This window comes from Vibrio sp. Y2-5, assembly GCF_014596725.1.
In the GTDB taxonomy this organism is placed as follows: domain Bacteria; phylum Pseudomonadota; class Gammaproteobacteria; order Enterobacterales; family Vibrionaceae; genus Vibrio.
Genome location: NZ_JACVEG010000001.1, coordinates 1,030,846 through 1,056,032, shown reverse-complemented (window position 1 = coordinate 1,056,032; position 25,187 = coordinate 1,030,846). Strand labels below are relative to the sequence as shown.

The following is a 25,187-nucleotide window of genomic DNA, read 5'->3' as shown; positions in this document are numbered from 1 at the left end:
AAAAGGCTGCATAAATTGCAGCCTTTTTGATGTCATTTTTTTGCCGTTGGTAAATATGGCAGAACTCGGGTGGTTTCTTCGGGGAGTTTCATCCACCCATCTTTTCCAATCTGCGATAAAGATACCTGAGCTTTGCCATTCACTATTTCAACGTCTGAACCGTTACTTAACTGGATGAAGCCATTCAAGTTGTTCGCAAACTCTAATGTCACACCTTCAACTTCAGGTGTGAACCAACTAGAGAACATACCGCCTAACGATTCGAGCATTTCCTGCATCTGTGGAAGCAATTTTTCTACGTCAGCATACGGAACTTGCCCAGATAGAGCGGATTTTGTCATTACGACTAGGGAAAAATCACAACGAAAATCCTGCGGAGTATCAACAAACACTAGTGGGTTCGCTTGTTTAAGGTTTTCATCAATAGGTAGCAGAAGTTCATGGATGTTGCTGCTAGGAACCAGTTCGTAATGCTTTTCTTTCTCCATCCATGCTTTTTCAATCGTGCATAGCTTTTTGGTATCAGCATTGACGAAAAAAACACCGACTTTTACATCTGGGTATTCAGGTTTGTTGTTGTTTTTAATAGATGAATACAGTTTGCTATAAGTAAACATGTATTCTTGAGCGACAGCATTGATAGAAAAGCTGGCACAAATTAGCCCTAAGGCTAACGAGGTAATTCCTTTCATTAATTTGTCCAAAATTGTTCGTTATGACGCATCATGGCCTGTAAATCCTGAATGTAGTCTTCACCTCTTTCAGAATATTTCGTTAAGCCATTACTCATTTCCATTGCACTACTCATACTCAATAAATCCGCGCCGTCTTCTCGAAGTTGGAAACGGATTTCGCGCAAGTCAAAGTAAGCTTGGTTTCTATTCACATTCATAAAATAACGATGAATAGACTCCTGAACAGACTTGAATTTTGCCACTTCATGAGTCATCCCCTCGCTACGCTGTAACGGAACCACTCCGCATCCTTTGCTATAACACCATTGGCCAAAATAGTTTTTTGCCGTGCGAGCAAATCGTGATGTGCCCCAAGCAGACTCATTTGCGGCTTGCGTGAGTACTAAAGCTTCAGGAATGACATCGACTCTATGCAGCATGTTGTCTATCCAATCGGCAGTGACTACTCCACCTTGCATTTCAACCTGATAGAGTCGAGAGAGGTGTTTCGCATCGTCGATGTCAGAGTCAGCCATTGAACCAGATTCAAGATGCTCTTTAAGACGAATCAGCCTTTCTCTTTCTTTTTCTATTCGTTGGTTTTCTAAAGCAATCCCAGGTTTTAGGTATGAGAAGAATGCGTGTTTTTTCTCATTCACATCGGTATAAGCAGTAAAGTCTGGTGCCTTTGAAACTGCTTTACCTTTATTAACAACAGATTCAGTCAGGCTTTTTTGGCTTTCAAAATTGTAATAGCCCCAACCAGCAACTGCGAATATTCCGCCCAAAACGGTAACTTGAAAAAATTTATGCATTGAATACCTGAGAGTTATTATCCTGATTGTCATCATTATCTTTACTGGTAGTGATGATCTTTAAACGTACCCCAAACATGTTGCGGTAAATAATTCCTTTTAAGTGGAAGAAAAACGGAACAACAAAAATCAAGCCTATTCCGTACATGAGCGCAGCTGCTACAAACATAATCATCACAATTAAGTAAAGCGATGCGAGGGGCAAAAGCTTTTTATTTGCTGCACGAAGTGATAGAAACAACGATTGCATAGGTGGGACTCTCTTCTCACAAATCAGTAAGATAGAGTTACTAAAAGCGATAGAAAGATACATAGAAAGCAAAGGAAAAATCATTCCTGCGATTCCTTGAAGCACCAACCCGACTAACGTAGCCAAGATAACAGGGATAGTAAACTGTAGACCTTTACTAATGTGTCGAGTTTTCGTTTTTAAGCCGGCAGCATGGCTCATCGCCATCAGACTCACGCCCGCAAAAATAGGCGCACTGACAACTTCGTAACTAAAGTTAGCAATGAAAATTGCCTCAATCATCCCCTCAGGGAAATTAGAACCTTGCTCTAACGCAGTAATAATTGCAGAAGGATCACCAAGCTGAAGCTTCAGTGCGACGAAAAATATTGCAATTTGTATGGCAATCATTACTACGATTGCTGGGGAAAAAGAGACAAAATGCTTTAGTGTTGTATCCCAAGACTCTTTCAGAACCTCACCAACTTTCAGTTGGTATTGGCCTGACAGCGCTTGCTCTACAGTACCACCTACGTTGAAATCTCTCTCTATATCCTTGTTCATAAAATGCCCTAAGTTGGCGAGTCATATTTGGGTTAGCAATATGACAACAGAAATTTTGATTCATTATACTGAAATGCACCCGAGTCTAAAATCGAATCTCGTTTTGCGTCTTGCTTTCCTATTAATATGGTTGATAATTAACCAACTGAAAGCATTGATAGTTATTACAAGCTGGATGTTAATGAAAGTTTGCTTTTAACTGCAAAACTTTTTGTGTTTCAAGATAAGAAAACTCTTTGAGATCGCCTTTTTCGTGATTATCATGCGCCACTAATTTGTACTTATTTAACAGGTCCAACAAGTAGATAGTTTACACCTTCTAGTTAACTTATCTTCGGATCAGGGTGGAGAAAGACAGACGTTGAACAAACCAAATTCAGTAGGAAAACCAGTTGTTAGACTATCTGGTATCAGTAAAAGTTTTGATGGTAAACAGATCATTGGAAACTTGCAGTTAGATGTTAATCATGGTGAATTCCTAACCATTCTTGGCCCATCAGGGTGTGGTAAAACTACCGTTTTAAGAATGATAGCAGGTTTTGAATCTACTGATAGCGGTCAGATTCTACTGGATAGTCAAGACGTTACTCAAGTTCCTGCTGAGCAACGACACGTCAATACCGTATTCCAAAGTTACGCTCTGTTCCCACACATGACGGTTTTTGAAAACGTAGCGTTTGGTCTGCGTATGCAAAAAGTACCTGCCAATGATATCGAACCTCGAGTAATGGAAGCATTGCGCATGGTTCGTTTGGAACAAATGGCGCAACGTAAGCCGCACCAACTTTCGGGTGGTCAACAACAACGTATCGCTATTGCGCGCGCAGTTGTGAATAAACCAAAAGTACTTCTGTTAGATGAATCTCTTTCTGCTCTTGATTACAAATTGCGTAAGCAGATGCAAAGCGAACTTAAGCATTTACAGCGTCAACTTGGCATCACCTTTATTTTTGTAACTCACGACCAAGAAGAAGCCTTGTCAATGTCTGACCGCATCATCGTTATGCGTGACGGTAATATCGAACAAGATGGTTCGCCACGTGAAATTTACGAAGAGCCTAAGAACCTATTTGTTGCTCGTTTTATCGGCGAAATTAACGTTTTTTCTGCGTCTACCATTAAACGTCTTGATGAAAAACGTATTCTAGTTGATATCGAAGGCGTTGAATCTGTGGTTTATTACGACAAACCTGTTAATGCTGGTGACAAACTCCAAGTACTTCTTCGTCCTGAAGATTTACGCATCGAAGAGATCAAAGAGTCAGAGACCAGAGGCATCGTTGGTCACGTGACAGATCGCACCTACAAAGGCATGACTTTAGAATCCGTAGTACAACTGGATTCGGGCATGAGTGTTATGGTTAGTGAATTCTTTAACGAAGATGATCCTGACGTTGACCACTCTATCGGCCAAAAAGTTACTATCACTTGGGTAGAAAGCTGGGAGGTAGTCCTCAATGATGAGCAAGAAGCTTAATCTTCAGACTTCAATCATCAGTTTAATTGTTGGCTGGTTAGTACTTTTTGTTCTGATTCCTAACCTGATGATTATCGGAACGAGTTTTCTAACTCGTGACGAAGCGAATCTGATTGAGATGACGTTTACCTTCGATAACTACTTAAGATTGTTAGATCCGCTATATGGGAAAGTAATGCTTCATTCTTTCTATATGGCGATCGTAGCAACTATTTTGTGTTTAATTTTCGGTTATCCGTTTGCTTATATCGTCGCTAAGATGCCTGAGAAATGGCGTCCGATTATGCTGTTTTTGGTTATAGTTCCGTTTTGGACAAACTCATTAATTCGTACATACGGCTTGAAGATTGTTCTAGGCACACAGGGTATTTTGAATAAGGCACTGTTGGGCATCGGCCTTATCGATGCTCCGCTGCGTCTTATGTATACAGAAACAGCAGTAATGATTGGTTTGGTGTACATCTTATTGCCATTCATGATTCTTCCGCTTTATTCAGCGATCGAAAAATTGGATGACACATATATTGAAGCCGCTCGTGATCTTGGTGCGAATAAGTTCCAAACGTTAACCAAGGTTATTTTGCCTCTGACTATGCCAGGCATTATCGGCGGTTGTTTGCTTGTTCTTCTGCCCGCCCTAGGAATGTTCTACATTTCAGATTTACTTGGTGGCGCGAAAAACTTGCTAATTGGTAACGTGATAAAGAGCCAAGTATTGAACGCACGCGACTGGCCTTTTGGTGCAGCAACAAGTATTGCATTGACCATCGCAATGGCGGTCATGCTTTACGCATATTACCGTGCTGGCAAATTGTTGAATAAGAAAGTGGAGCTAGACTAATGGGAAGAGTTGTTAGATTTAGCTTTATGAGCTTAGTGTACTTGTTTTTGTACTTACCAATCATTGTGTTAATTGCAAACTCATTTAATGCGAACAAATTCGGTATTAAATGGGGTGGCTTCACCACCAAGTGGTACCACGCTTTAGTGAACAATGACAGCTTAATGCAAGCGGCATGGCACTCTATTAGCGTTGCTGTTTTTTCTGCGACTGCAGCCACTATCATTGGTAGTTTGACGGCTGTTGCCCTATTTCGTTACCAGTTCCGTGGAAAGAACATGGTTAATGGTATGTTGTTTGTTGTGATGATGTCTCCTGACATCGTTATGGCAATTTCGCTGCTTGCACTATTCTTAGTGTTAGGCGCGAAGCTTGGCTTTTTGACGCTACTCATCGCTCATATTACGTTCTGTCTGCCATTTGTTGTTGTGACTGTGTTCAGTCGTCTTAATGGCTTCGATGTAAAAATGTTAGAAGCAGCAAAAGATTTGGGTGCGAGTGAATGGGTAATATTGAAGAAAATCATTCTACCTCTTGCTAAACCTGCGGTCGCAGCTGGTTGGTTATTAAGCTTTACCCTATCTCTGGATGACGTAATTATCAGTTCGTTCGTGACAGGTCCGACATACGAAATTCTGCCATTGAAGATCTACTCAATGGTTAAAGTAGGTATCTCACCGGAAGTGAACGCACTGGCAACCGTAATGTTGGTTGTTTCGCTGGTACTTGTTGTGACTTCACAACTGCTGGCAAAAGAGAAAGTGAAATAATTTTCAGTTAATTGACTAACTGAAATTCGAAACGGAATAGCACATGTTATTCCGTTATCCTTTAAAAATGCCCTTGGGGCAACGTTTGGTTTGGAGCTAACGTCAATGAAAAAATGGGCTACTTTATTAGCTGGTAGTGCATGTGCGCTTTCACTGTTATCTGCGCAAGCAGTAGCAGAGGATAAAGAACTGGTATTCATGAACTGGGGACCGTACATTAACAGCGGTATCCTAGAGCAGTTTACTGCGGAAACCGGTATCAAAGTAATCTATTCAACTTACGAGTCGAATGAAACTCTATATGCGAAGCTGAAGACTCACAACGAAGGTTACGACCTTGTTGTTCCTTCAACTTACTTCGTATCTAAAATGCGCGACGAAGGCATGATTCAGAAGATTGATAAGTCAAAACTTACCAACTTCAAAAATTTGGATACTAACTATCTAAACAAACCTTTCGATCCAAATAACGACTACTCTATCCCACACGTTGTGGCTATTACTGGTCTTGCGGTAAACACAGACATGTATGATCCAAACGACTTCCAAAGCTGGGGCGACCTATGGAAACCAGAGCTTAAAGGTCAACTAATGCTGATGGACGATACTCGTGAAGTATTCCACATCGCATTACGTAAATTGGGTTATTCAGGCAACACCACTGACGAAAAACAAATCGACGAAGCATATGCTGAGCTACAAAAATTAATGCCAAACGTATTGGTGTTTAACTCAGACAACCCTGCTGACCCTTACCTAGCTGGTGAAGTTGGTCTAGGTATGCTTTGGAACGGTTCTGCGGCAGCTGCACAAAAAGAAGGCCTACCACTTAAACTTGTGTTCCCTAAAGAAGGTGGTATCGGTTGGGTTGACAACTTTGCTATTGCATCAGGTGCAAAACACATCGATGCAGCTCATAAGATGATCGACTTCCTACTACGTCCAGAAATCGCTGAGCAAATCTCTAACGACACTGGTTACCTAACAGCTGTTGCTCAATCGAATGAAAAATTCAAAGACGTAGCACCACTGTTCCCTTCTCAAGAAGATCTTGATCGTGTGGAATGGCAAGCTGCTGTTGGCGACAAAACAGTGAAATATGAAGACTACTTCATGAAGCTTAAAGCGGGTCAATAACCCTATAAAAAGAATTAAATAGGCAGCTTTGGCTGCCTATTTTTTTTCGAGCTGTTATACTACTTTTTCTATTTGATCACGCGTTTGCCTAGGTAGGCTCTTGCACAAAACATGGAAAAGTAATGAAAAGTAAACTGTATGCTGGCGCTCTATTTGCCGCGACTCTATTCACTACCAATGCAATGGCTACTGACCAAGAACTTTATTTCTATAACTGGTCAGAATATATTCCAAACGAAGTTCTAGAAGACTTTACCAAGGAAACAGGTATTAAAGTCATCTACTCTACATACGAATCTAACGAGAGTATGTACGCTAAGCTTAAAACACAAGGTTCAGGCTACGACTTAGTTGTCCCTTCAACGTATTTTGTTTCTAAAATGCGTAAGGAAGGTATGCTTCTAGAAATTGATAAGTCTAAGCTTTCTAATTTTGCAGGTTTGGATCCTAACTACTTAAATAAACCTTTTGATCCAAACAACAGCTATTCAATCCCTTACATTTGGGGCGCAACAGGTATCGGCATTAACACTGATATGCTGGATAAATCAACCATCCATAATTGGGGCGATTTATGGGATGCAAAATGGGAAGGACAACTAATGATGATGGACGACTCTCGTGAAGTCTTCCATATTGCTTTAGTTAAGCTAGGCTATTCTCCTAACACTACCGACCCGAAAGAAATTGAAGCAGCCTATGAAGAGCTGAAAAAGTTAATGCCAAATGTATTGGTATTCAATTCAGACTTCCCAGCAAACCCTTATTTAGCAGGCGAAGTATCGCTTGGCATGCTGTGGAACGGTTCTGCATATATGGCTCGTGAAGAAGGTGCAAACATCGATATTATTTGGCCAGAAAAAGGCGCGATATTTTGGATGGACAGCCTAGCAATTCCAGCTGGAGCGGCGAACATTGAAGCAGCTCATAAAATGATCAACTTCCTGCTTCGTCCAGATAATGCAGCGAAAATTGCGCTAGAAATCGGTTACCCAACACCCGTTAAAGCAGCATATAAGTTACTTCCTGAAGAATTTGCAAACGATCCAAATATCTTCCCACCGCAAGCTATTATGGACAGTGGTGAATGGCAAGACGAAGTTGGTGAGGCTAGCGTTCTTTACGAAGAATACTTCCAAAAACTTAAAGTTGATATGTAATCGAACGAAGTGTATTGAAAAAGCGGCTTTTAGCCGCTTTTTTTGTCTGCTAAAACTAGCGCCTTGGGCGTGCTAGTTATAGTAGAAAGTTTAAGAATAACAAAGGAACTAATGGTTGCCGACTTTGAAATCAGGTTGTTGAAGTTCCAGAATTTCTTCGACTAGACGAGGAACTTCTATACTCGCTTTACCATAACGTTTTTCAGCAAACTCACTTTCCACCGCACTCGGCTCCAAATTTATCTCAATCGTGTGTGCACCGTGCATTTTTGCATCATGTACAAAACCTGCTGCAGGGTAAACCACTCCAGAAGTACCAATTGAAATGAACAAGTCTGCTTCTTCAAGCGCTGAGTAGATGTCTCCCATTCTCAGGGGCATTTCGCCAAACCAAACAATATGAGGACGCATCTGCGCAGGTATTTGACAACAATGGCACAAGTCGCCAGTCAACAAATCCCCTTTCTGCTCTATGGTTTGATTAGACACGCTACAACGCGCTTTTAGCAGTTCGCCGTGCATATGAATGATGTTTTGGCTTCCGCCGCGTTCATGCAAATTGTCAATGTTCTGAGTGATAATGGTGACTTTGCCATCAAGCTCTTTTTCAAGCTTACCCAAAGCAATATGCGCTGCATTAGGATTAATGGCATCAGACTGTAACTTGCGGCGACGTTGGTTATAAAAGTCCTGAACTAAATCTGGATCTTTAGCAAAACCTTCCGGTGTAGCAACATCTTCGATTCGATGATTTTCCCAAAGCCCATCTTGAGCACGAAAGGTCTGAATACCCGATTCCGCAGAGATTCCAGCTCCAGTGAGCACAACAACATTGCGATACGGAAATTTCATACGACATCCTTATACTGAATAGCTTTGAGCTAGATTAGCACTGAAGCCAACTCAACTGTAGTTTTCGCCGTTAGACAATAGTCTTAATTTTAGTACTAATTAGTTGTTATGTGATTCAGAAAAGATAAGAGCAGACCATTGGCCTGCTCTTATTAAATGCTCGAATACTAAAACAAAGCGAAATGCTATTCTTCGTTCACAGAGGAAATCTTGTGTACAGCTAAGTCAGCACCAATAAATTCTTCCTCTTCCGATAAACGCAAGCCAGTTAAAGCGTTTAGCGCTCCATACACCACGAATGCGCCAACGAGAGCAACAGCAATACCCATCAGAGTACCAATCACTTGAACGGTTAAACTTACGCCACCTAAGCCACCTAGAGCCGTTTGACCGAAAATACCAGCAGCGATACCACCCCAAGCACCACACACACCATGTAAAGGCCAAACACCTAGCACATCATCAATTTTGGTTTTGTTTTGCAGTTGTGTGAATAGCCATACGAATAGTGCACCAGCGACAACACCTGTGATCAATGCACCAAGCGGGTGCATGATATCAGAGCCTGCACATACAGCGACGAGACCTGCTAAAGGTCCATTATGAATGAAGCCTGGGTCATTTTTGCCAACCACAAGCGAAGCTAGGATACCCCCTACCATTGCCATCAATGAGTTCATCGCAACTAGGCCGCTAATCCCTGCCATTGCTTGCGCAGACATAACGTTAAACCCAAACCAACCAACACATAAAATCCAGGCACCTAAGGCTAAAAATGGAATGTTTGAAGGTGCAAAGTTAGTATGCTTACCAGCGCGAATACGACCTTTACGCATACCTAAAAAGTAAACCGCAACGAGTGCAATCCAGCCACCGACACTGTGTACTACAACAGAACCGGCGAAATCGTGGAAACCTGCACCAAAACGGTTTTCGAAAGCTTCTTGAATGCCATAATTTCCGTTCCAGATGATCCCTTCAAAGAAAGGATAAACGAGACCGACAGTAAAAAACGTTGCAATAAGAACTGGATAAAAGCGCGCGCGTTCAGCGATACCACCCGATACAATTGCTGGAATAGCTGCCGCAAAAGTAAGAAGGAAAAAGAACTTTACCAACTCGTAACCATTACCTTGAGCTAATGTTTCTGCGTCAGCAAAAAAGTTAGCGCCGTAAGCAATCCAGTAACCAATAAAGAAATAAGCGATAGTTGATACACCAAAGTCCGCTAGAATTTTTACTAATGCGTTAACTTGGTTTTTCTTACGAACCGTCCCTACTTCCAAAAATGCGAACCCAGAATGCATTAAAAACACCATGATGGCGCCAAGCAGCAAAAATAAAGTATCTGAACTTTGGGTCAGGGCTTGTACAGCTCCATAAACCTGACTTTCGGTTTGAGTCATTCTCGTTACACTCCATGCAGAATAAAAATCGCACCAACTAGGTGCTAAATGTTTTGCAATTCACAATGATGGTGAATTTATTATGTTTATGCCCTGCATGAGCAAGATGTATTCCAATATTAATAAAATCAATAATTAAAAAGTTAACCTTTTGAATATTAATAAATTATCAATTTTGATAAGGAATAGAGAACTGAGAAAGGAAAGATGTAGGAGCAATAAATAGCACCACATTGGTACAAATGAACCATTATGGTGCGCACTATTATTGTACAAAAATCCACCCACAACTAATATGGGTGGGTTTTGTAGAAATTTTCAACGAGAATCAGGACGGTTTCTGCTCAAATTCAATGGGCCTTAATTGCTAAAAAGGCTAAGGCCCAATCCCCCTATAACTTAAACAGATCTACTGATTTGTTCAACGATTCAGCAATATCAGTTAACTCGTTGGCCATAGCCATATTACTGTTGGAACTTTCAAAGGTAGACTTAGCCAACTCGCTGATTGCTGTAATATTGGAATTAATCTCTGTTGCTACGAGCGTTTGCTGTTCAGCTGCAGTCGCTATTTGCTCGTTCATATTTTGAATAGCGGATACAGAGGTTTGTATAGACACCAACGCGTCGTTAGCAGCACCAGATTTTTCTGACGTCGTCAAAGCATCTGCCATATTGGCTTGCATGAGTTTTACAGAACGTTTAGCCTCAATTTGCAAGTGGGAAATCATTGTCTGGATTTCGCTGGTACTCTCCTTAGTGCGGTTAGCTAAGCTACGCACCTCATCTGCTACCACAGCAAAACCACGTCCATACTCGCCCGCTCTTGCTGCTTCAATCGCTGCATTTAGTGCTAACAGGTTAGTTTGTTCTGAGATACCATCAATGACTTCTAAAATGCCGTCAATACTTTGTGTTTCGGCCTCCAGTTTACAGTTAACCTCAACAACATTCTCGATCCCCTGAACTAAATTGTTAATGCTGTTGTTCATGTCATTGACAACGTTCATGCCTTGTAATGAGTGTGAATATGCCTGCTCAGCAGCCACTGACGCATCTTGAGCATTTCTCGCAACCTCACATACAGTAATAGACATTTCATTCATTGCTGTTGCTGATTGTTCAAGCTGTTCCATCTGATTTTCTGAACTTTGATTAACGGTTGTTGCTACATCCGATATTCTCTGTGAAGCGTCACCTAAATGGTCAGTGGCGCTGTTTATCTGCTTAATGATATTACGGAAATTTGCCACCATTGATAACGTAGCGGCCAAAATACCCGTCGTATTCTGGTAGTTGGTGTTGGATATCGTTAAATCGCCTTCCGAGACCTGCTGTACCATACGCTCTATCTGCTTCGGTTCTCCGCCGATAGGAACATACATGAGTTTAGTGATTAAGAAGTACAGCGCCACGAGTGTTGTTGTTATAAGTACTATTGATAGACCGATACTTTGGAAGAGATTATGTCTCGAGGCTGATTCAATATTTTCTTTTGTATCCCAAGCCCATACTGTCCAACCAGTTGTTTTTGCTTTTGCATTGATAACAAAATAGGTTTTACCATTAGAGTTATAATAGTGACCGACGCCAGGTCTATCACGATAAGCACTATAGGATGGACGCTTTTCGTATAGGTTTTTGCCGATGAAATCAGGATAGATGGCACTTAGCAAGAAACCATCTTCGCGAGCGGTAAAGATTTGATTTGATTCAGAAAGACTCTCAATGTAGTGCGTTATCGAATTGATCGGAATATTCAAGTTAAGTGTTGCTACAACTTTTCCTTGTCTAGTGACAGGAACAGCCAAGGCCATAACAAGATCACCGGATGAACTGGTGAACGGAGTTGTAATAATTTCCTTTTCTCCGGAAAATATACGCGTGTACCATTCTCGATTAAGTTTTTTGGCGTTAAAGTTTTTTATTTCACCAGAAGGTAAGTAAGTAACACCGCTCTCCAACCCAACATAAGCAGAGACTATATTTAGATTCTCCATCATATGCGTTAGTTTACCTGTTACTTTTTCGACATCGATATTCCCCTGAGCATCAATAGCTAGCATATCACTCATTAAGTTTAGGCTATCAAAATAACGTTGAATCTTTTGGTCTACGGATTCCAAAATCAGTTGTGCCTGTGTTTGCAATTGATTGGTATAACCAGACACCGATGAAGACTTGAAGTTGTAAAAGCTTACTAGCGTGATTAAAACTATAACGGTAGATAATAGTCCACCAGTAAAACTGAGAAACCGAATCTTAGCACTCATTTTTCTCTCCGTTAGATTAGTGCTTTATGCACATTACGCACTAACTATCTGTATATGTTTGTTTAAAAAGAAATAATAACTCACGCCATTATCGATGCTTTTAACGGAATTAAATTTGATTCCTATTACTAGGCTTGGCACGTCTATTGGTTATCAATCCTCCGGTATTAATCCCAGCGATACCAGATGGGCTTATATGCCTGTGCCTGTTTAAAATTTAACCTATGTTAGATTGCTCTTTATTTGCTTTATTTTTAGCCAATAAAGAACATCAATTATTACTTCACATAACAACAAAAATTAATGCTGATGTATTTAAGTTTAATTAATTATTTTTGTAGGTTATTTCCGATAATAAGTCGTTACTTATTATTTCAATATTGCTTATATAACTGCCATCAATTATTAATAAAAATTGCATTAAAGCTCTGGTAAAAACACTACAAATCAGGCGCACTACATAAACTTTTAAGTAATAAAATATGCGATCACAAAAAACAATATTTACTGAATTGTAAAAAAAAATCGCCTCTTCAAATAAGGCGATTTTTTAGTGAAACCGTTGTTTTCTATAACTTAGATTAGGTCTATTTCATCCTGATGTTCGCTTATAATTTCCGCAGAGTTCTACAAATTCGGCCCCTTCGAAGGTGCATGAGGAATGTTATTTTTCAACTGTTGCATTCCTTTAACCATTCTTATAAACCAAAGTGAAATGGCAAACAGAGCGATTAATGCTCCGATATAGGGAATAGCGCCGCCAACGGTGGTTAACCATGAATGTGCGTACCAGTAACGGTTAACACCCATAATAAGCCCGTTGGTAGTGGCGACAGTGACAATTAGTACCACAAAGAAGGTCAAAAAGAGGAAGAAGCTACGGATCAAACCATAGTAATGCGAATTGGCGACTTCCCCATCCTCATTTTTATCCAGACGATATCCGGCATAAATAATGCCGATTACGCCGGAGATTAAGCAGGTAAACGGTGTTAACAGGTTAGCGATGTAAACAAACCACACGGACTTGTTATCCGAAGCTTGCATAGTATTAGCGCTTGTCATGCATTGGCTCCCCCATCGGTGGAGATTGAGTCTTGTTGGAAACGGCATCCGCTTCTTCAACTTCTCCTTTGGCTTTCATTTCCTCATACCATAAATCGTGATGCTCTTTAGCCCAAGTTTCATCGACCTTACCCGTGACCATGCCTTCTAACGCACCTTCCATACCAAACAAACCAATATAGATATGGAACACGAAACCACAGATTAAAATCAGTGCTGAGAACATATGGACAAGGTTAGACATCTCCATATCGCGACGGGTTTGACCAAAGATAGGGAAATCAAGGAACAAACCACTCACAGCTGCGAAGGCACCAAACACAATCAACAACCAGTACACCGCTTTTTCACCAGCATTTGAGAATCCTGCAGACGGATGTGTACCTTTATGCTTACCAACCATTCCACCCAGTTTCATTGCCCATTGAACATCCACTTTAGTGAACAGCGATTTACGCCACCATTTAAGAAGGATAAACACTAACAGTACAAAGAACAGAGGCCCCACATAGTTGTGATATTGCTTAGCGGCAAAAACTATATATCCCCAAAGCTCAGACGGAATATACGGCTTTAGGAAGTGTTTGCCATACACCAACATCAAACCACTGAACGCCAGCGTCAAGAATGTGAACGCCATAGACCAATGCAGCGCCCTATCTAACCTAGACCAGCGATTTAACTTTCTCCCCGTTCTTGGTTTACTCAACATAATCGGGCCAACAATTACGTACGCCAGAATAACCAAAGCAATACTGCCGAAAATCGCGACAGCACCCGCTGGAGACATCCATTTCTCTTTCAAAATAAACCACGTTTCGCCCGGCTTACTGATCAAAACACCATGCTCAGGTGACTGAGAGGTGGTATATCCAGACACACCTTGACGAACTTGTCGCCAGTAATCAGCACCAGCGAGTTGGCTCATCTCACTCTGCGCAACATCTGCCTTGCCATTTACGGCTTTGCCACCTTCTTCTGCAAACGCAGGTGGAAAAGCTAAGCAAAGCAGTGCTGCCAATAAAGGCAGCACTCGACCAGCAACGCGAACAATTAAATTTCGCATAGGCTACTAGCTCCTCGTTGCATCATAGGAAAGATCTTCACCATTGGTCCAGCCAGCACCTTTTGCACCGCGCTCAACAACACGTTGACGGAAGATATCTGAAACTGTCTCGGCATCACCCGCCATAAGCGCTTTGGTTGAACACAGTGAAGCACACATTGGAAGTTTGCCTGCAGCAATGCGGTTCGCACCGTATTTTTTACGTTCTTCTTCAGAACCCACTTCCGTTTCAGGGCCGCCTGCACAGAAAGTACATTTGTCCATTTTTCCACGCTCACCAAATGCCGTTTGCTTGGGAAATTGTGGTGCACCGAATGGGCAAGCGAACAGACAGTAGCCACAACCGATACAAAGATCCTTGTTGTGCAGAACAATACCGTCTTCAGTGTGTACGAAACAGTCTGCTGGGCAAACTGCCATACAAGGCGCATCGGTACAGTGCATACACGCAACAGAAATCGAGTTTTCACCCGGTTCGCCATCGTTAAGTGTTACAACTCGTCGACGTTGGATACCCCACTCTAATGCGTCGTCGTTTTCGTTTTTACATGCAGTCACACAACCGTTGCATTCGATGCAGCGCTTGGTGTCACATAGGAATTTCATTCTAGCCATCGCGGTGCTCCTTACGCTTTACGGATGTTACATAGTGTGACTTTCGTTTCTTGCATCTGAGTCGTTGGATCGTAACCGTAAGTGGTTGCGATGTTCGCTGACTCGCCAACAACATATGGCTGTGTACCTTCAGGGTACCTGCCTCTTAGGTCTTCACCTTGGAACTTACCGCCGAAGTGGAACGGAATGAATGCCATTCCCGGACGTACACGTCGAGTAACCATCGCTTTAACGTGAATGCGCCCTTTCTCCGCACCTTCAACCCAAACCATATCGCCATCTCTGAAGCCTAAATCATTGGCATCTTTAGGGTTCACCTCAACAAACATTTCTTGTTGAAGTTCAGCTAGCCACGGATTTGAACGTGTCTCTTCACCACCACCTTCATACTCAACCAAACGACCTGAAGTCAGAATAATTGGGTATTCTTTCGACTTGTCCTGATCCTGAATGGATTTATAAAGCGTTGGCAGACGATAGATAGACTCAGCATCATCCCAAGTCGGATAATCAGCAATCAAATCTCTGCGTGGTGTGTATAACGGCTCTCGGTGCAACGGCACACGGTCTGGGAACTGCCATACGATGGTGCGCGCTTTTGCATTACCGAATGGAATACAGCCATGCTTGATAGCTACACGCTGAATACCGCCGGATAAATCGGTTTTCCAGTTCTTGCCTTGCGCTTCGGCTTTCTCTTCAGGAGTAAGATCATCCCACCAACCAAGATGTTGCAGTAGCTTAGCGCTGAATTCTGGATAACCATCTTCGATTTCACTTCCTTTGGAGAAGCTATCTTCAGCAAGCAGGTTTTTACCCTCGAACTCAACACCGTAACGGGCACGGAAAGTGCCACCGCCATCGGCAACTGCTTTAGATGTGTCATACAGGATGTGTGTACCTGGATGCTTCATTTCTGGTGTGCCCCAACATGGCCAAGGCAAACCATAGGTTTCACCGTTAACTGGCCCACCTTCTGCAGAGAGTGTTGTTTTGTGGAAGGTATGCCAGTTTTGTTGATGCGCCTTCAGGCGCTCTGGGCTTTGTCCTGTATAACCAACCGTCCACATCCCTTTATTAAATTCACGAGTGATATCTTCGATGACTGGCTGGTTATTTTCGACTTTAATGTGCTTAAACAGCTGATCTGCGAACCCCAGTTTGCTTGAAAGCAAATACATTATTTCGTGGTCTGGTTTCGAATCAAACAATGGTTCAATGACTTGATCACGCCACTGAATAGAACGGTTAGATGCCGTCACACTGCCGTAAGTTTCGAACTGAGTGGTTGCTGGAAGCAGATAAACGCCATCTGTACGATCGTTCATCACCGCTGCGACTGTTGGATATGGATCGACTATGACCATCATGTCCAATTTCTGCATCGCTTTTCTCATCTCAACGCCACGAGTTTGCGAGTTTACAGCATGGCCCCAGTAGAACATGGCGCGAATGTTGTCGTTCTGCTCGATGTTAGATTTATCTTCAAGCACACCATCAATCCAACGCGATACAGGAATACCCATGTTGTTCATTGGCTTGTGACCACGATACTCTTTCTGGTCGAATCGATTTTTAATCCACTCGAAATCGACATCCCACACGCGAGCCCAATGTTTCCAAGAACCATCAAGTAAGCCGTAGTAACCCGGAAGAGTATGAGAAAGTACGCCTAAGTCCGTTGCACCTTGAACGTTGTCGTGACCACGGAAGATATTTGCACCACCGCCAGATTTGCCCAAATTTCCGAGAGCCAATTCAAGTACACAGTATGCGCGAGTATTGTTGTTACCTGTGGTGTGCTGAGTACCCCCCATACACCAGACCACACAACCGGGGCGGTTTTCGGATAACAATTTCGCCGTGTGATAAACATCTTCTTCGCTCACACCTGTAACACGCTCTACTTCTTTCGGGTTCCATTTCGCCACCTCAGCGCGAATTTCATCCATACCGAATACACGCTGACGAATGAATTCTTTATCTTCCCACTGATTATTGAATACGTGCCATAGCAAACCCCAGATAAATGCCACGTCGGTACCTGGGCGCAAAGAGACGAAATGATCTGCTTTTGCCGCAGTACGGGTACGTCTTGGGTCAGCGACAACAATCTTACAATTGTTCTTCTCTTTAGCGATTAAGATGTGCTGCATCGCCACAGGGTGAGCTTCAGCAGGATTAGAGCCAATAAACAGAATCGATTTGCTGTTGTGCATATCGTTAAAAGAGTTGGTCATGGCTCCGTAGCCCCAAGTGTTTGCTACACCGGCTACTGTTGTTGAGTGACAAATACGCGCTTGGTGGTCAACGTTATTAGTGCCCCATAGCGATGCCATTTTTCTGAACAGATACGCTTGTTCGTTACTGTGTTTAGCACTGCCAAGCCAGTAAACAGAATCAGGACCTGACTCTTCACGGATTTTCAGAACATTGTCACCAATTTCGTTAATGGCTTGATCCCAAGAGATCTTTTTCCACTTACCATTTTCGAGTTTCATCGGGTATTTCAGACGACGCTCACCGTGGCCGTGTTCACGCAGAGCAGCACCTTTTGCACAGTGTCCACCAGCGTTAAATGGGTGGTCAAACGCGGGTTCCTGACCTGTCCAAACACCATTTTGAACTTCAGCATAGATACCACAACCCACAGAACAGTGAGAACAGATAGTACGCTTCACTTCAGTTTTGGCATTACGATCAACTTCTTCTGCTTGCACCTTTTTGATCATTCCCGGAGAAAACATACTTGTACCGACAACTGCACCACCAGCTGCTAAAGAGCTGTTTTTCATGAAGGCACGACGGCTAATACCGAGCTGATTCTTTTCTTTTGTTACGTTATCAGAACGTTTAGTTAGTCTCATCTGCGAGCTCCTATAGAGTGTCGTAGTAATCACGAATGTGTTGTGTCTCGTGATAACCTTCTTTTTTTGTTGTAGATACATTCAAAGACGGTTCTTGCGCACTGACACTCTGAGAAACGGTTGAGCCCACAGCACCGGCAACCGCGGCAGTTCCAAGTCCTTTGAGCAGGTCACGTCTGCTTTTATCGATGTCTTGTTGTTGTTTTTTCATCTTTGCTTCCTTATCTCGTCCCTATTGTTGCCAACAAGGTAAGTCTGAAAGCGCTCTACGCGCTTATTCAGTCAGGTTCTTTACTTCTATTTTGTGAGTATTACGTTTACTTACCTTCGCCTCGGTAAATGACACATTTTCTAACGACAAAAATGCACGCATTAACGTGGCAACAGCATGGTAATAACGGGTGTGTTGCGCTCCGGTAATTTGAACGGCAAGACGTTCATACCAAGGCGCTAAATGACGATTGAAAAATGATTGTTGAACGGGTTCTGGTTGCTCGCACAAATACGCCATGGTTTCGCAAAGCGCTGAAATATGATCTTCAGGTTCTTTCACATTTTCTTTTCGCTCTAAACCTAGCTGACTTAGAAAGGTTCGAATTTCAGCCAGCGGTTTTTCCATTAGCGAGCCTGTTAAATGCCAAGAGGCAAAAGGTACGACTTCACCCCGACCGATACCGATAAACAGTTCTTGGTATTCATCTCCCAGTTGCTCAACATTGGTATTCTTCGATGCATGAACGATTTCAGACCAAGCCTGCGCCATAGGCGTACCGTTGTCTTCAAACTCTAACTCAGCGAGAAAATCGAGCAGTTCTTTGCTGGGCACTTGGCGAAATAGCGTCGCCAATAACAGATAGATATCTGAACGCATTGATTGTGCCTGTTTCATTTGCTACTCCTAATATCTCAACTGTTGTTCTGGATCGTTAGCCATAGACTCAAATACATCAATCACACGGCAGTCTTCACACATAGCAATACGGTTCAAAGATTCAGCAGTCGCAAAGTGCGAGTGACCTTGTAACTTATTCTGCAACATAGTGATCATAGATTGAGGAGCGAATGGCTTATGGCAGCGTAGACATTTCGCTGGTTCTTCCTGATGGAGCGTGATCGCCGATTGACGTGCTGTTTTATCCCAGTTCATTTGCTTAACACTTGTTAAAGCATTTTCAGGACAAGCTTTGATACACAAGCCACATTGAACGCAGTCCTGTTCAACAAACTGAATCCCCGGAATATCTCCTTCATGATGAAGTGCTCTTGTTGGACAAACAGCAACGCATCCCATACACAAAGTACAATCTTTAGTTGAACACTCAATTGTCCCGTAAACGGAAGAAGCTTCTAATGGCTGCGCCACTTTCTCGATACTGAATTGTTCAGCAAGTGCATCAAGCGAGGTAAATAAACGGGCACGCTTGTTCCCTTCTAATTCACCTAAACGTAATTGAAGATCATCAGTGATTAGAGTCGGAGCCCCTTCGCGAAGCGACTCTAAATAGAGGATGTTTATTGTCTCTTTTGCTAAGCCTAACTGAGAAAGTAAGGTTTGAGCGGTTGCTACTTCTTGTTCCAGAATACGTTGAATGGTTTTCGGCATTCGACGACTAGCAGCGAAAAGAACTTGAGTCGCTCCATTGGTTAATGCTGCAAACCAAGTATCAATACCGATGGATGGCAGTTCATCGACAGTCACCGGAATAACGTTTTCAGGCAGAGCCTTTAACGTCATCAGATTATACGTCTCGTGTTCTGAGCTACAAATCAGAACAACAGGTTTTTCTCCGCCCGCTTGAAAATAGTTTTTGAGCAAACGCTCGACAAACTTTTGTGTCTCTTTAGGTGTAGGTAATGCGTAATGAATAGCTTCGGTAGGACAAGCGGTGGCACAGGTACCAACGCCTTGACACAGATAAGGGTTGATCTCAATTCTATGCCCTGTTTTTTCTGAACCTTCGCTTGATAACGCACCCGCAGGACAGGCATCCACACAACGTTCGCAGCCTTTTACACCGCGTGAACTATGCGCACATAAGTCCGTATCTAGTCGGAAATATTTCGGTTTATCAAAAGTGCCGACCAAATTAGGGATTTGCTCGAGTGCGTCAGCCAGTTTTGGATACCCTCGCCCTACAGGGAAATATCCCGGAACAGGAACCTCTTCAGTCATAACGCCGTTGAGTGACATATCAAGGATGATATCGAACGAATCTTTTCCTACAGCGACTTTTGATAGGCTGGTGGTAACGCCATGATTTTGCACCAGCACGTCAAAGCTTCCGAGATATCCACTAATCTGGACACTATCTGCAAAGTAGATATTGGATTGTTTGCCCTTTTCCCCGTCAATGGAAAGTAAGGAGATAGATTGAACTTGAGGTAATTGTTCTGCGATACGTTCAATCAGGCTGGTAGGCCCAATAATCAAAGTATCGCCAGAGGACTCATAACTCACCGTCGGCGGAATGAGGTTAGATAATTCGACGGTATTTTCAATGGCAGAGTACCGTGCGATTCCATTTTGCGAAGTCGATTGTTGTAAATATTGTTTTAGCATTTGCTCGCTTCCAGTGTTTATCCACACACTTTTTATCTGGATATGAACCTACATTAGCAAATAGCGTTCCAGGAAAACTTTTCAATATTTACAACAAGATACAAGGATAACAATAAGCTAACTAAGGGTATTGTTGCCTTGTGAGACAATTTGTCCCAACAGCTAACTTACCGTTTAGTCAAAATGTACCTATGTTTTATATGGTATTTTTTGTCTCACCTTCTAAATCAGAGAGTTCAGAGTCAACCTCTACTGCTGTTTCTTCAATTTGCTCAGCTTCTTCCACCTTACTATGCTGCGCAAGCAGTTCTGGTTGTTCAGACTCAAGCTCTTCCTGTTGCTCAGAGTTTTCGGTCGACTCTTTCAACCATCCTCTCAATGTATTAGCAACATCAGATGACAGAGGTTTGATGGTACTGAAGTCCTGAGCGTAATCATTCATTTGACATACTTCACTAAACTCACCACCGAAGAATAGCTTACGTAATGCGGTCTTTTTGATCTCTTTATCTGCTTCTGAAGTCAGCAGAGAGGCAAGCGATTGAGCCTTGCCAGTTTCTTGTAACGTTTCAACGTCTGAAGATAGGTTTTCGTCTGTTCTGTGTTCGCTTGTTAGGTCAATGGCAGCATCAGAGTTAGCTGAATCAGCCTCCAATCCTGCCTTCGCATCTTCTACCTGAGTGTCTTTATCTCCCTCAAGCTTGCGTTTTGACCAGCGCGTTAAGAATGAATCATTGACCACTAGACCTCCCCGCGCCTTTACGCTTCTTACCACGAACTTCTAACAGTTCGCCGTGTCGGCCGATGAAAGCTTCCATCCACGCTTGCACAGGTAGCGGCATGTCATTCGACAGGACTAAATATTCACCATCCATATACTGACCAGCGACACTTTGTGAGGCGATCAAGCGGATAATTTTCGGTGTTTCTCCGTCTTCTGGCTGTTCCAAAATTAAAAACAGTTTTGGGCTTTGGGAGCTGAGGTTAAAGCGATAATCTGTTCGTTCATCTCGGTATAGCTCTAACGTTGCAACATGCTGTGAGTTCTCGTCTACAACCAAGTCAAAGCCAAGCAACTGCCATTGTGTAGTGATCCACATTCCTGCCGTGATTTCATGTTCTTTAAGGCGACAATTTATCGGCCAACTGTTTTCGGTTTTTGCCAAAGGTTGATTTGCTACAAGAGGTTGAGCTTGTATTTGTTTTTCTGACATAGGAAACCTAATCAATGATTGTTCTGGTTTATGTTTAAGGTGACACAAAGCAAATAATGAGCCATTGACTCAAGCCTAGTTGGAAATTTGCGAAAGTCATGGGTTAAATGTCGCATTAATTTGCGGTTAAATGATGAAAATGTCCTAATCGACGTAATCACCAAACAAAAGCAATGGAATGAAACTTGCTGTTTCGTTGTACTCCTATTACTCCATCAGGAAACTCACGTGGCACAACCTAAAATCATAAAAACCAGTGAAAACCCATTTCAAACTATCGAAGTTGAAGTCTTTGACGAATATGGCGAGCGTCTGACCAAATCTATCGCATGTGAACGTCCGTTAACGGTAATGCTTAACTGGAAAGAGATTGTGACGCTGATGACTCTGGGTTCTCGCCCTGAATCTCTTGTGTTGGGTTATCTGAAGAACCAAAGTTTTCTTAGCGATCCTGAAGCGTTGGAATCTGTCATCATTGATTGGGAAACCAATACAGCAGCTATTGTTACTAAAGAGTCTCTTGAACACTTAGAACCTGCACTAAAGAAAAAAACCGTTACCTCTGGTTGTGGTCAGGGAACTATGTACGGCAATGTGATGAAGCAGCTTGAAGGCTACAAGGTTCCTCAAACGGCAATTAAACAGTCTGAAATATATGACGCGCTCGAAGCGTTAACCCATCATAACGACACCTACAAAGCTGCCGGAGCCGTTCATGGTTGCGCCGTTTGCCAAGGCAACTCAGTCCTTTCTTTTGTCGAAGATGTTGGTCGCCATAACGCCGTCGATACTCTGGCAGGTGAAATGTGGATCAAAGGTGAAACTGGCGATAATAAGATCTTTTATACCACAGGCAGATTAACTTCAGAGATGGTCATCAAAGTTGCTCAAATGGGAATACCTGTCTTGTTATCTCGTTCTGGCGTGACACAAATGGGATTAGAACTTGCTCATCAGTTTGGTATCACCACCATTGCCCGAGCGAAGGGCCGCCGTTTTCAGGTCTACAGTGGCATTGAGAAAATTCAGTTCGATGTTAAAGGCCATTTGTCTGATGAATGCTAATAATGGCTGCAATTCCATAGAAAAATAAAGCTTTATACAATGGCGTATCAGATTTGATACCGCGTTATTTTGATTGCATTTTTAAGTCTGGATATCTGTATCTAAAACCGGATATACGATCTACACTGTTTTATGAAATCAATGGCTTACTTTAATGACAACGCATATGCAAATTCTGTTACGTCTTTTTTTGATATTTTGGTTAGTGAATGGACAAATAGCCCATGCCGAATGGGATATTAATGATATCAATACCACGCCTACAGCAAACAACAGTGCTTTAGAAATTGAGCAGCAGATAAAGGAACTTCCAGACTCTCTATTCATGACCCAAAATGAATATGTTCAAGTCGCCAACCTGTTACGCTCAACGTTATCTCTTCAATCGAATAACATTACTGATTTCTCACAGGCTTTGGTCGCCTATCGTAATCAAAATGATGACTTCAATTGGTTTAACTTAGAACAATCCTATCTTACTCAGGTGAGTTTAACTCATTCAAAACAGCAGTTACTTCGTTTAGCTGATGAACAAATTCGTGCTGAAGTGACTGGATTTGGCCCGACAGGAGTACTCCAATTCAAACAGGAATGGAAAGTTGCTCAACTGAGTGCCGAATACCTGTTTTATTTTCAGATTCGTAGTTTCCAATCACTCTTCGATGACTTGTTAATTTCACCTGTACCTTTTATCTGGTCAGTGTGTAAGGTGCTGTTTATCTACTTTTTATTGGTATGGTGGCTAACACACAGCAGACGACTCATTGAGCTGTTTCGCAATACCTATTTAAAAGATAAATCAGAACCTTCGCTTTGGGCACGCATTGTCTGGTATGCCAGCAAAGCTAATAAAGCTATCGCTTGGTTAGTTGCGATTACTTTCTCACTGCAAGTCCTTGCTGAAATTAAGAGTTTACAGCACCTCGTCTATCTCGAAATTTTCATTTGGTGGATTTGGGGCGGTTCTATCGCAGTCAGCTTGATTCTGGAATTTACCTACAGAACCAGCCATACCTCGAATAAAGCGCTAATGGCGTTAAGACTCAGCACTATTCGCCGTATTGTTTGGACGGTGATCATTACGGGTGTGATTCTTCAACTTTCGATGCGCACATTGGGTAAAGGAACCATCTACTACTGGATTCTCAATACCATGTATGCATGGTTCTTTGTCATGATCGTGTCGGTGCTAAATCTGTGGCGCGAACGTATTTTTGCGTATGCAGAAAAAGCCTCAGACAGACCGCTTTGGGTTAACTGGACCATCAGTAAGAAAGATTCGTTCGCTGTCAGAGTGTTCGCTACCACCATTACTCTAGCGTGGCTGTTAATGCATACGTTGCAATACCGGCTTATTGCAGCGCTTTCAAACTACACCTTCTTTAGTCAGGCTCTTGCTTATCTGTTTAGAATTGAAGTGGCCAAGCAGAATGAAAGTATTACTTCTGACCATAACCACGTGCGTATCAAAGGTGATGAAGCCTTTGAGTACATTCTACCGGGGTCTATGGATAGCGAACTGATTGATTATGCCGCTGACGAAATAAAGCAGTTATCCCGCTACTTACTGACTGACAGTCCGGCAATCTGCGTCGTTACTGGTGAACGGGGTATCGGTACCACGACTTTGCTTTATACCTTGCTGCATAAGGTCAAAAACGCCGAACCTTTGTATCTGAACTGCCCTTATTCTGGCTACACAGAACTACTGGAACTGCTGGCGTTAAGTTTAGGTTTAGATGCCGATTCGTCAGAGATTCAAATCCTCTCCTATTTACGTAAGAGCGAGCAAACCTATCTAATTGCAATAGATAACGCTCAACGTCTGGTGAAACCTATGGTCGGTGGATTAAACAGTTTAATGAAGCTCACCAACCTACTTCGTCGCTCTAAGAAAAATCACCGCGTGATTATGGCCATTGAGAAGTCGAACTGGCGCTTTGTTGATAGAGCACGTGGCGAACGTTTGTTGTTTGACTGGGTTACGGTTCTTCCTCGCTGGAATGAAAAGCAGATGGTTAAGCTACTCGATAGTCGGATTAATAAAGAGATTGAATCACCTGTAAGTTTTGAAGGGCTTGTTGTACCTCGTCAGTGGGATCAAGATGATTCCAGCGATGACGAACGCGCAAAACAAGGCTTCTACCGTATTCTTTGGCACTACTCCGACGGGAACCCTACCGTTGCGTTGCGTTTCTTCCGCCGTTCTTTGAACCGCAATAAAGAAACGGGAGTAGTTAATGTCAATTTGTTCCATGTTCCCGACTCGCAAGATCTGGAGCAGATGCCCAAACCTATGTTGGCAGTTCTACGGTCTATTGTGCAGCTTGAGGTGGCTTCGAGTGAAGAGTTGTCCAAGTGCACTCAGCTAAGTATTGCTGAAGTCATCGGTATCGTGCGTTATTTCCAAAGTCGTGGATATCTGGAATGGGCGGAAGATAAAGCTCGTGTGTCTGATCACTGGTATCGCACGATTACCAACGTTCTCGATCGCCAACATCTACTGGTGAAATAAACAATGAAGAAAAGTACTACTC

Annotated in this window: 22 protein-coding genes; 7 read left to right on the top strand and 15 right to left on the bottom strand. The window is 42.6% G+C overall.

What is annotated here, in order from left to right; all coding sequences use genetic code 11:
• Window positions 1-32: 32 nt before the first annotated feature.
• The 3 genes from HUO09_RS04930 to HUO09_RS04920 are packed head-to-tail and all read right to left on the bottom strand — an operon-like array spanning window position 33 to window position 2,282.
• The gene (locus HUO09_RS04930) at window positions 33-692 is read right to left on the bottom strand and encodes a DUF2987 domain-containing protein (protein WP_188233148.1); all 660 of its coding nucleotides are present in this window, start codon (window positions 690-692) and stop codon (window positions 33-35) included.
• Window positions 692-1,489 carry a glucosaminidase domain-containing protein gene (locus HUO09_RS04925; protein ID WP_188233147.1) on the bottom strand — a complete coding sequence of 266 codons (798 nt, stop codon included), beginning with the start codon at window positions 1,487-1,489 and terminating at the stop codon, window positions 692-694. The genes HUO09_RS04930 and HUO09_RS04925 overlap by 1 nt, the downstream gene beginning before the upstream one ends.
• On the bottom strand, window positions 1,482-2,282 hold the full coding sequence (locus HUO09_RS04920) for a hypothetical protein (protein WP_167412658.1): 801 nt from the start codon (window positions 2,280-2,282) through the stop codon (window positions 1,482-1,484). The genes HUO09_RS04925 and HUO09_RS04920 overlap by 8 nt, the downstream gene beginning before the upstream one ends.
• A gap of 361 nt (window positions 2,283-2,643) precedes the next feature.
• On the opposite strand from HUO09_RS04920, the gene potA reads away from it, so the two are divergent.
• The 5 genes from potA to HUO09_RS04895 all read left to right on the top strand — a co-directional run bounded on the left by potA (window position 2,644) and on the right by HUO09_RS04895 (window position 7,667).
• On the top strand, window positions 2,644-3,759 hold the full coding sequence (gene potA / locus HUO09_RS04915) for a spermidine/putrescine ABC transporter ATP-binding protein PotA (RefSeq protein WP_167412659.1): 1,116 nt from the start codon (window positions 2,644-2,646) through the stop codon (window positions 3,757-3,759).
• Complete coding sequence (gene potB / locus HUO09_RS04910; protein ID WP_175579744.1) at window positions 3,743-4,600, top strand: spermidine/putrescine ABC transporter permease PotB; 858 nt, start codon at window positions 3,743-3,745, stop codon at window positions 4,598-4,600. Before potA ends, potB begins: the two co-directional genes overlap by 17 nt.
• Window positions 4,600-5,370: a spermidine/putrescine ABC transporter permease PotC gene (potC, locus tag HUO09_RS04905; protein ID WP_167412661.1), complete on the top strand. Its 771-nt coding sequence runs from the start codon at window positions 4,600-4,602 to the stop codon at window positions 5,368-5,370. Before potB ends, potC begins: the two co-directional genes overlap by 1 nt.
• 105 nt (window positions 5,371-5,475) lie before the next feature.
• Window positions 5,476-6,507: an extracellular solute-binding protein gene (locus HUO09_RS04900; RefSeq protein WP_167412662.1), complete on the top strand. Its 1,032-nt coding sequence runs from the start codon at window positions 5,476-5,478 to the stop codon at window positions 6,505-6,507.
• Between the two features lie 122 nt (window positions 6,508-6,629).
• Window positions 6,630-7,667: an extracellular solute-binding protein gene (locus tag HUO09_RS04895; protein ID WP_167412663.1), complete on the top strand. Its 1,038-nt coding sequence runs from the start codon at window positions 6,630-6,632 to the stop codon at window positions 7,665-7,667.
• Between the two features lie 108 nt (window positions 7,668-7,775).
• On the opposite strand, the gene cobB is transcribed toward HUO09_RS04895, so the two are convergent.
• The 12 genes from cobB to HUO09_RS04835 form a co-directional block, all read right to left on the bottom strand.
• Window positions 7,776-8,519, bottom strand: a complete 744-nt coding sequence (cobB, locus tag HUO09_RS04890; RefSeq protein WP_167412664.1) for a Sir2 family NAD+-dependent deacetylase — start codon at window positions 8,517-8,519, stop codon at window positions 7,776-7,778.
• A 185-nt stretch (window positions 8,520-8,704) separates the two neighbouring features.
• Window positions 8,705-9,925 (bottom strand): ammonium transporter, encoded by a 1,221-nt coding sequence (locus HUO09_RS04885; RefSeq protein ID WP_188233146.1) that lies wholly within the window; start codon window positions 9,923-9,925, stop codon window positions 8,705-8,707.
• A gap of 392 nt (window positions 9,926-10,317) precedes the next feature.
• Window positions 10,318-12,198, bottom strand: coding sequence for a methyl-accepting chemotaxis protein (locus HUO09_RS04880; protein ID WP_188233145.1), 1,881 nt, complete (start codon window positions 12,196-12,198; stop codon window positions 10,318-10,320).
• Between the two features lie 627 nt (window positions 12,199-12,825).
• A complete protein-coding gene (locus tag HUO09_RS04875; RefSeq protein WP_188233206.1) occupies window positions 12,826-13,245 on the bottom strand; it encodes a hypothetical protein in 420 nt (139 codons plus the stop codon).
• 4 nt (window positions 13,246-13,249) lie between these two features.
• Window positions 13,250-14,329, bottom strand: a complete 1,080-nt coding sequence (locus HUO09_RS04870) for a formate dehydrogenase subunit gamma (protein ID WP_188233144.1) — start codon at window positions 14,327-14,329, stop codon at window positions 13,250-13,252.
• A 6-nt stretch (window positions 14,330-14,335) separates the two neighbouring features.
• On the bottom strand, window positions 14,336-14,944 hold the full coding sequence (fdh3B, locus tag HUO09_RS04865) for a formate dehydrogenase FDH3 subunit beta (protein WP_188233143.1): 609 nt from the start codon (window positions 14,942-14,944) through the stop codon (window positions 14,336-14,338).
• A gap of 11 nt (window positions 14,945-14,955) precedes the next feature.
• On the bottom strand, window positions 14,956-17,811 hold the full coding sequence (locus HUO09_RS04860) for a formate dehydrogenase subunit alpha (protein WP_188233142.1): 2,856 nt from the start codon (window positions 17,809-17,811) through the stop codon (window positions 14,956-14,958).
• A 10-nt stretch (window positions 17,812-17,821) separates the two neighbouring features.
• Window positions 17,822-18,022 carry a twin-arginine translocation signal domain-containing protein gene (locus tag HUO09_RS04855; RefSeq protein ID WP_167413658.1) on the bottom strand — a complete coding sequence of 67 codons (201 nt, stop codon included), beginning with the start codon at window positions 18,020-18,022 and terminating at the stop codon, window positions 17,822-17,824.
• A 63-nt stretch (window positions 18,023-18,085) separates the two neighbouring features.
• A complete protein-coding gene (locus tag HUO09_RS04850; protein WP_188233141.1) occupies window positions 18,086-18,700 on the bottom strand; it encodes a molecular chaperone in 615 nt (204 codons plus the stop codon).
• Window positions 18,701-18,709: 9 nt separating this feature from the next.
• Entirely contained in the window at window positions 18,710-20,371 is a 1,662-nt protein-coding gene (locus HUO09_RS04845; RefSeq protein WP_188233140.1) for a 4Fe-4S dicluster domain-containing protein, read from the bottom strand.
• A 196-nt stretch (window positions 20,372-20,567) separates the two neighbouring features.
• On the bottom strand, window positions 20,568-21,113 hold the full coding sequence (locus HUO09_RS04840; protein ID WP_188233139.1) for a DUF3306 domain-containing protein: 546 nt from the start codon (window positions 21,111-21,113) through the stop codon (window positions 20,568-20,570).
• The gene (locus HUO09_RS04835; RefSeq protein WP_188233138.1) at window positions 21,103-21,585 is read right to left on the bottom strand and encodes a DUF3305 domain-containing protein; all 483 of its coding nucleotides are present in this window, start codon (window positions 21,583-21,585) and stop codon (window positions 21,103-21,105) included. Before HUO09_RS04835 ends, HUO09_RS04840 begins: the two co-directional genes overlap by 11 nt.
• A gap of 228 nt (window positions 21,586-21,813) precedes the next feature.
• On the opposite strand from HUO09_RS04835, the gene HUO09_RS04830 reads away from it, so the two are divergent.
• Entirely contained in the window at window positions 21,814-22,650 is an 837-nt protein-coding gene (locus HUO09_RS04830) for a formate dehydrogenase accessory sulfurtransferase FdhD (RefSeq protein ID WP_167412516.1), read from the top strand.
• A gap of 166 nt (window positions 22,651-22,816) precedes the next feature.
• On the top strand, window positions 22,817-25,165 hold the full coding sequence (locus tag HUO09_RS04825; protein WP_188233137.1) for an AAA family ATPase: 2,349 nt from the start codon (window positions 22,817-22,819) through the stop codon (window positions 25,163-25,165).
• Window positions 25,166-25,187: the final 22 nt, after the last annotated feature.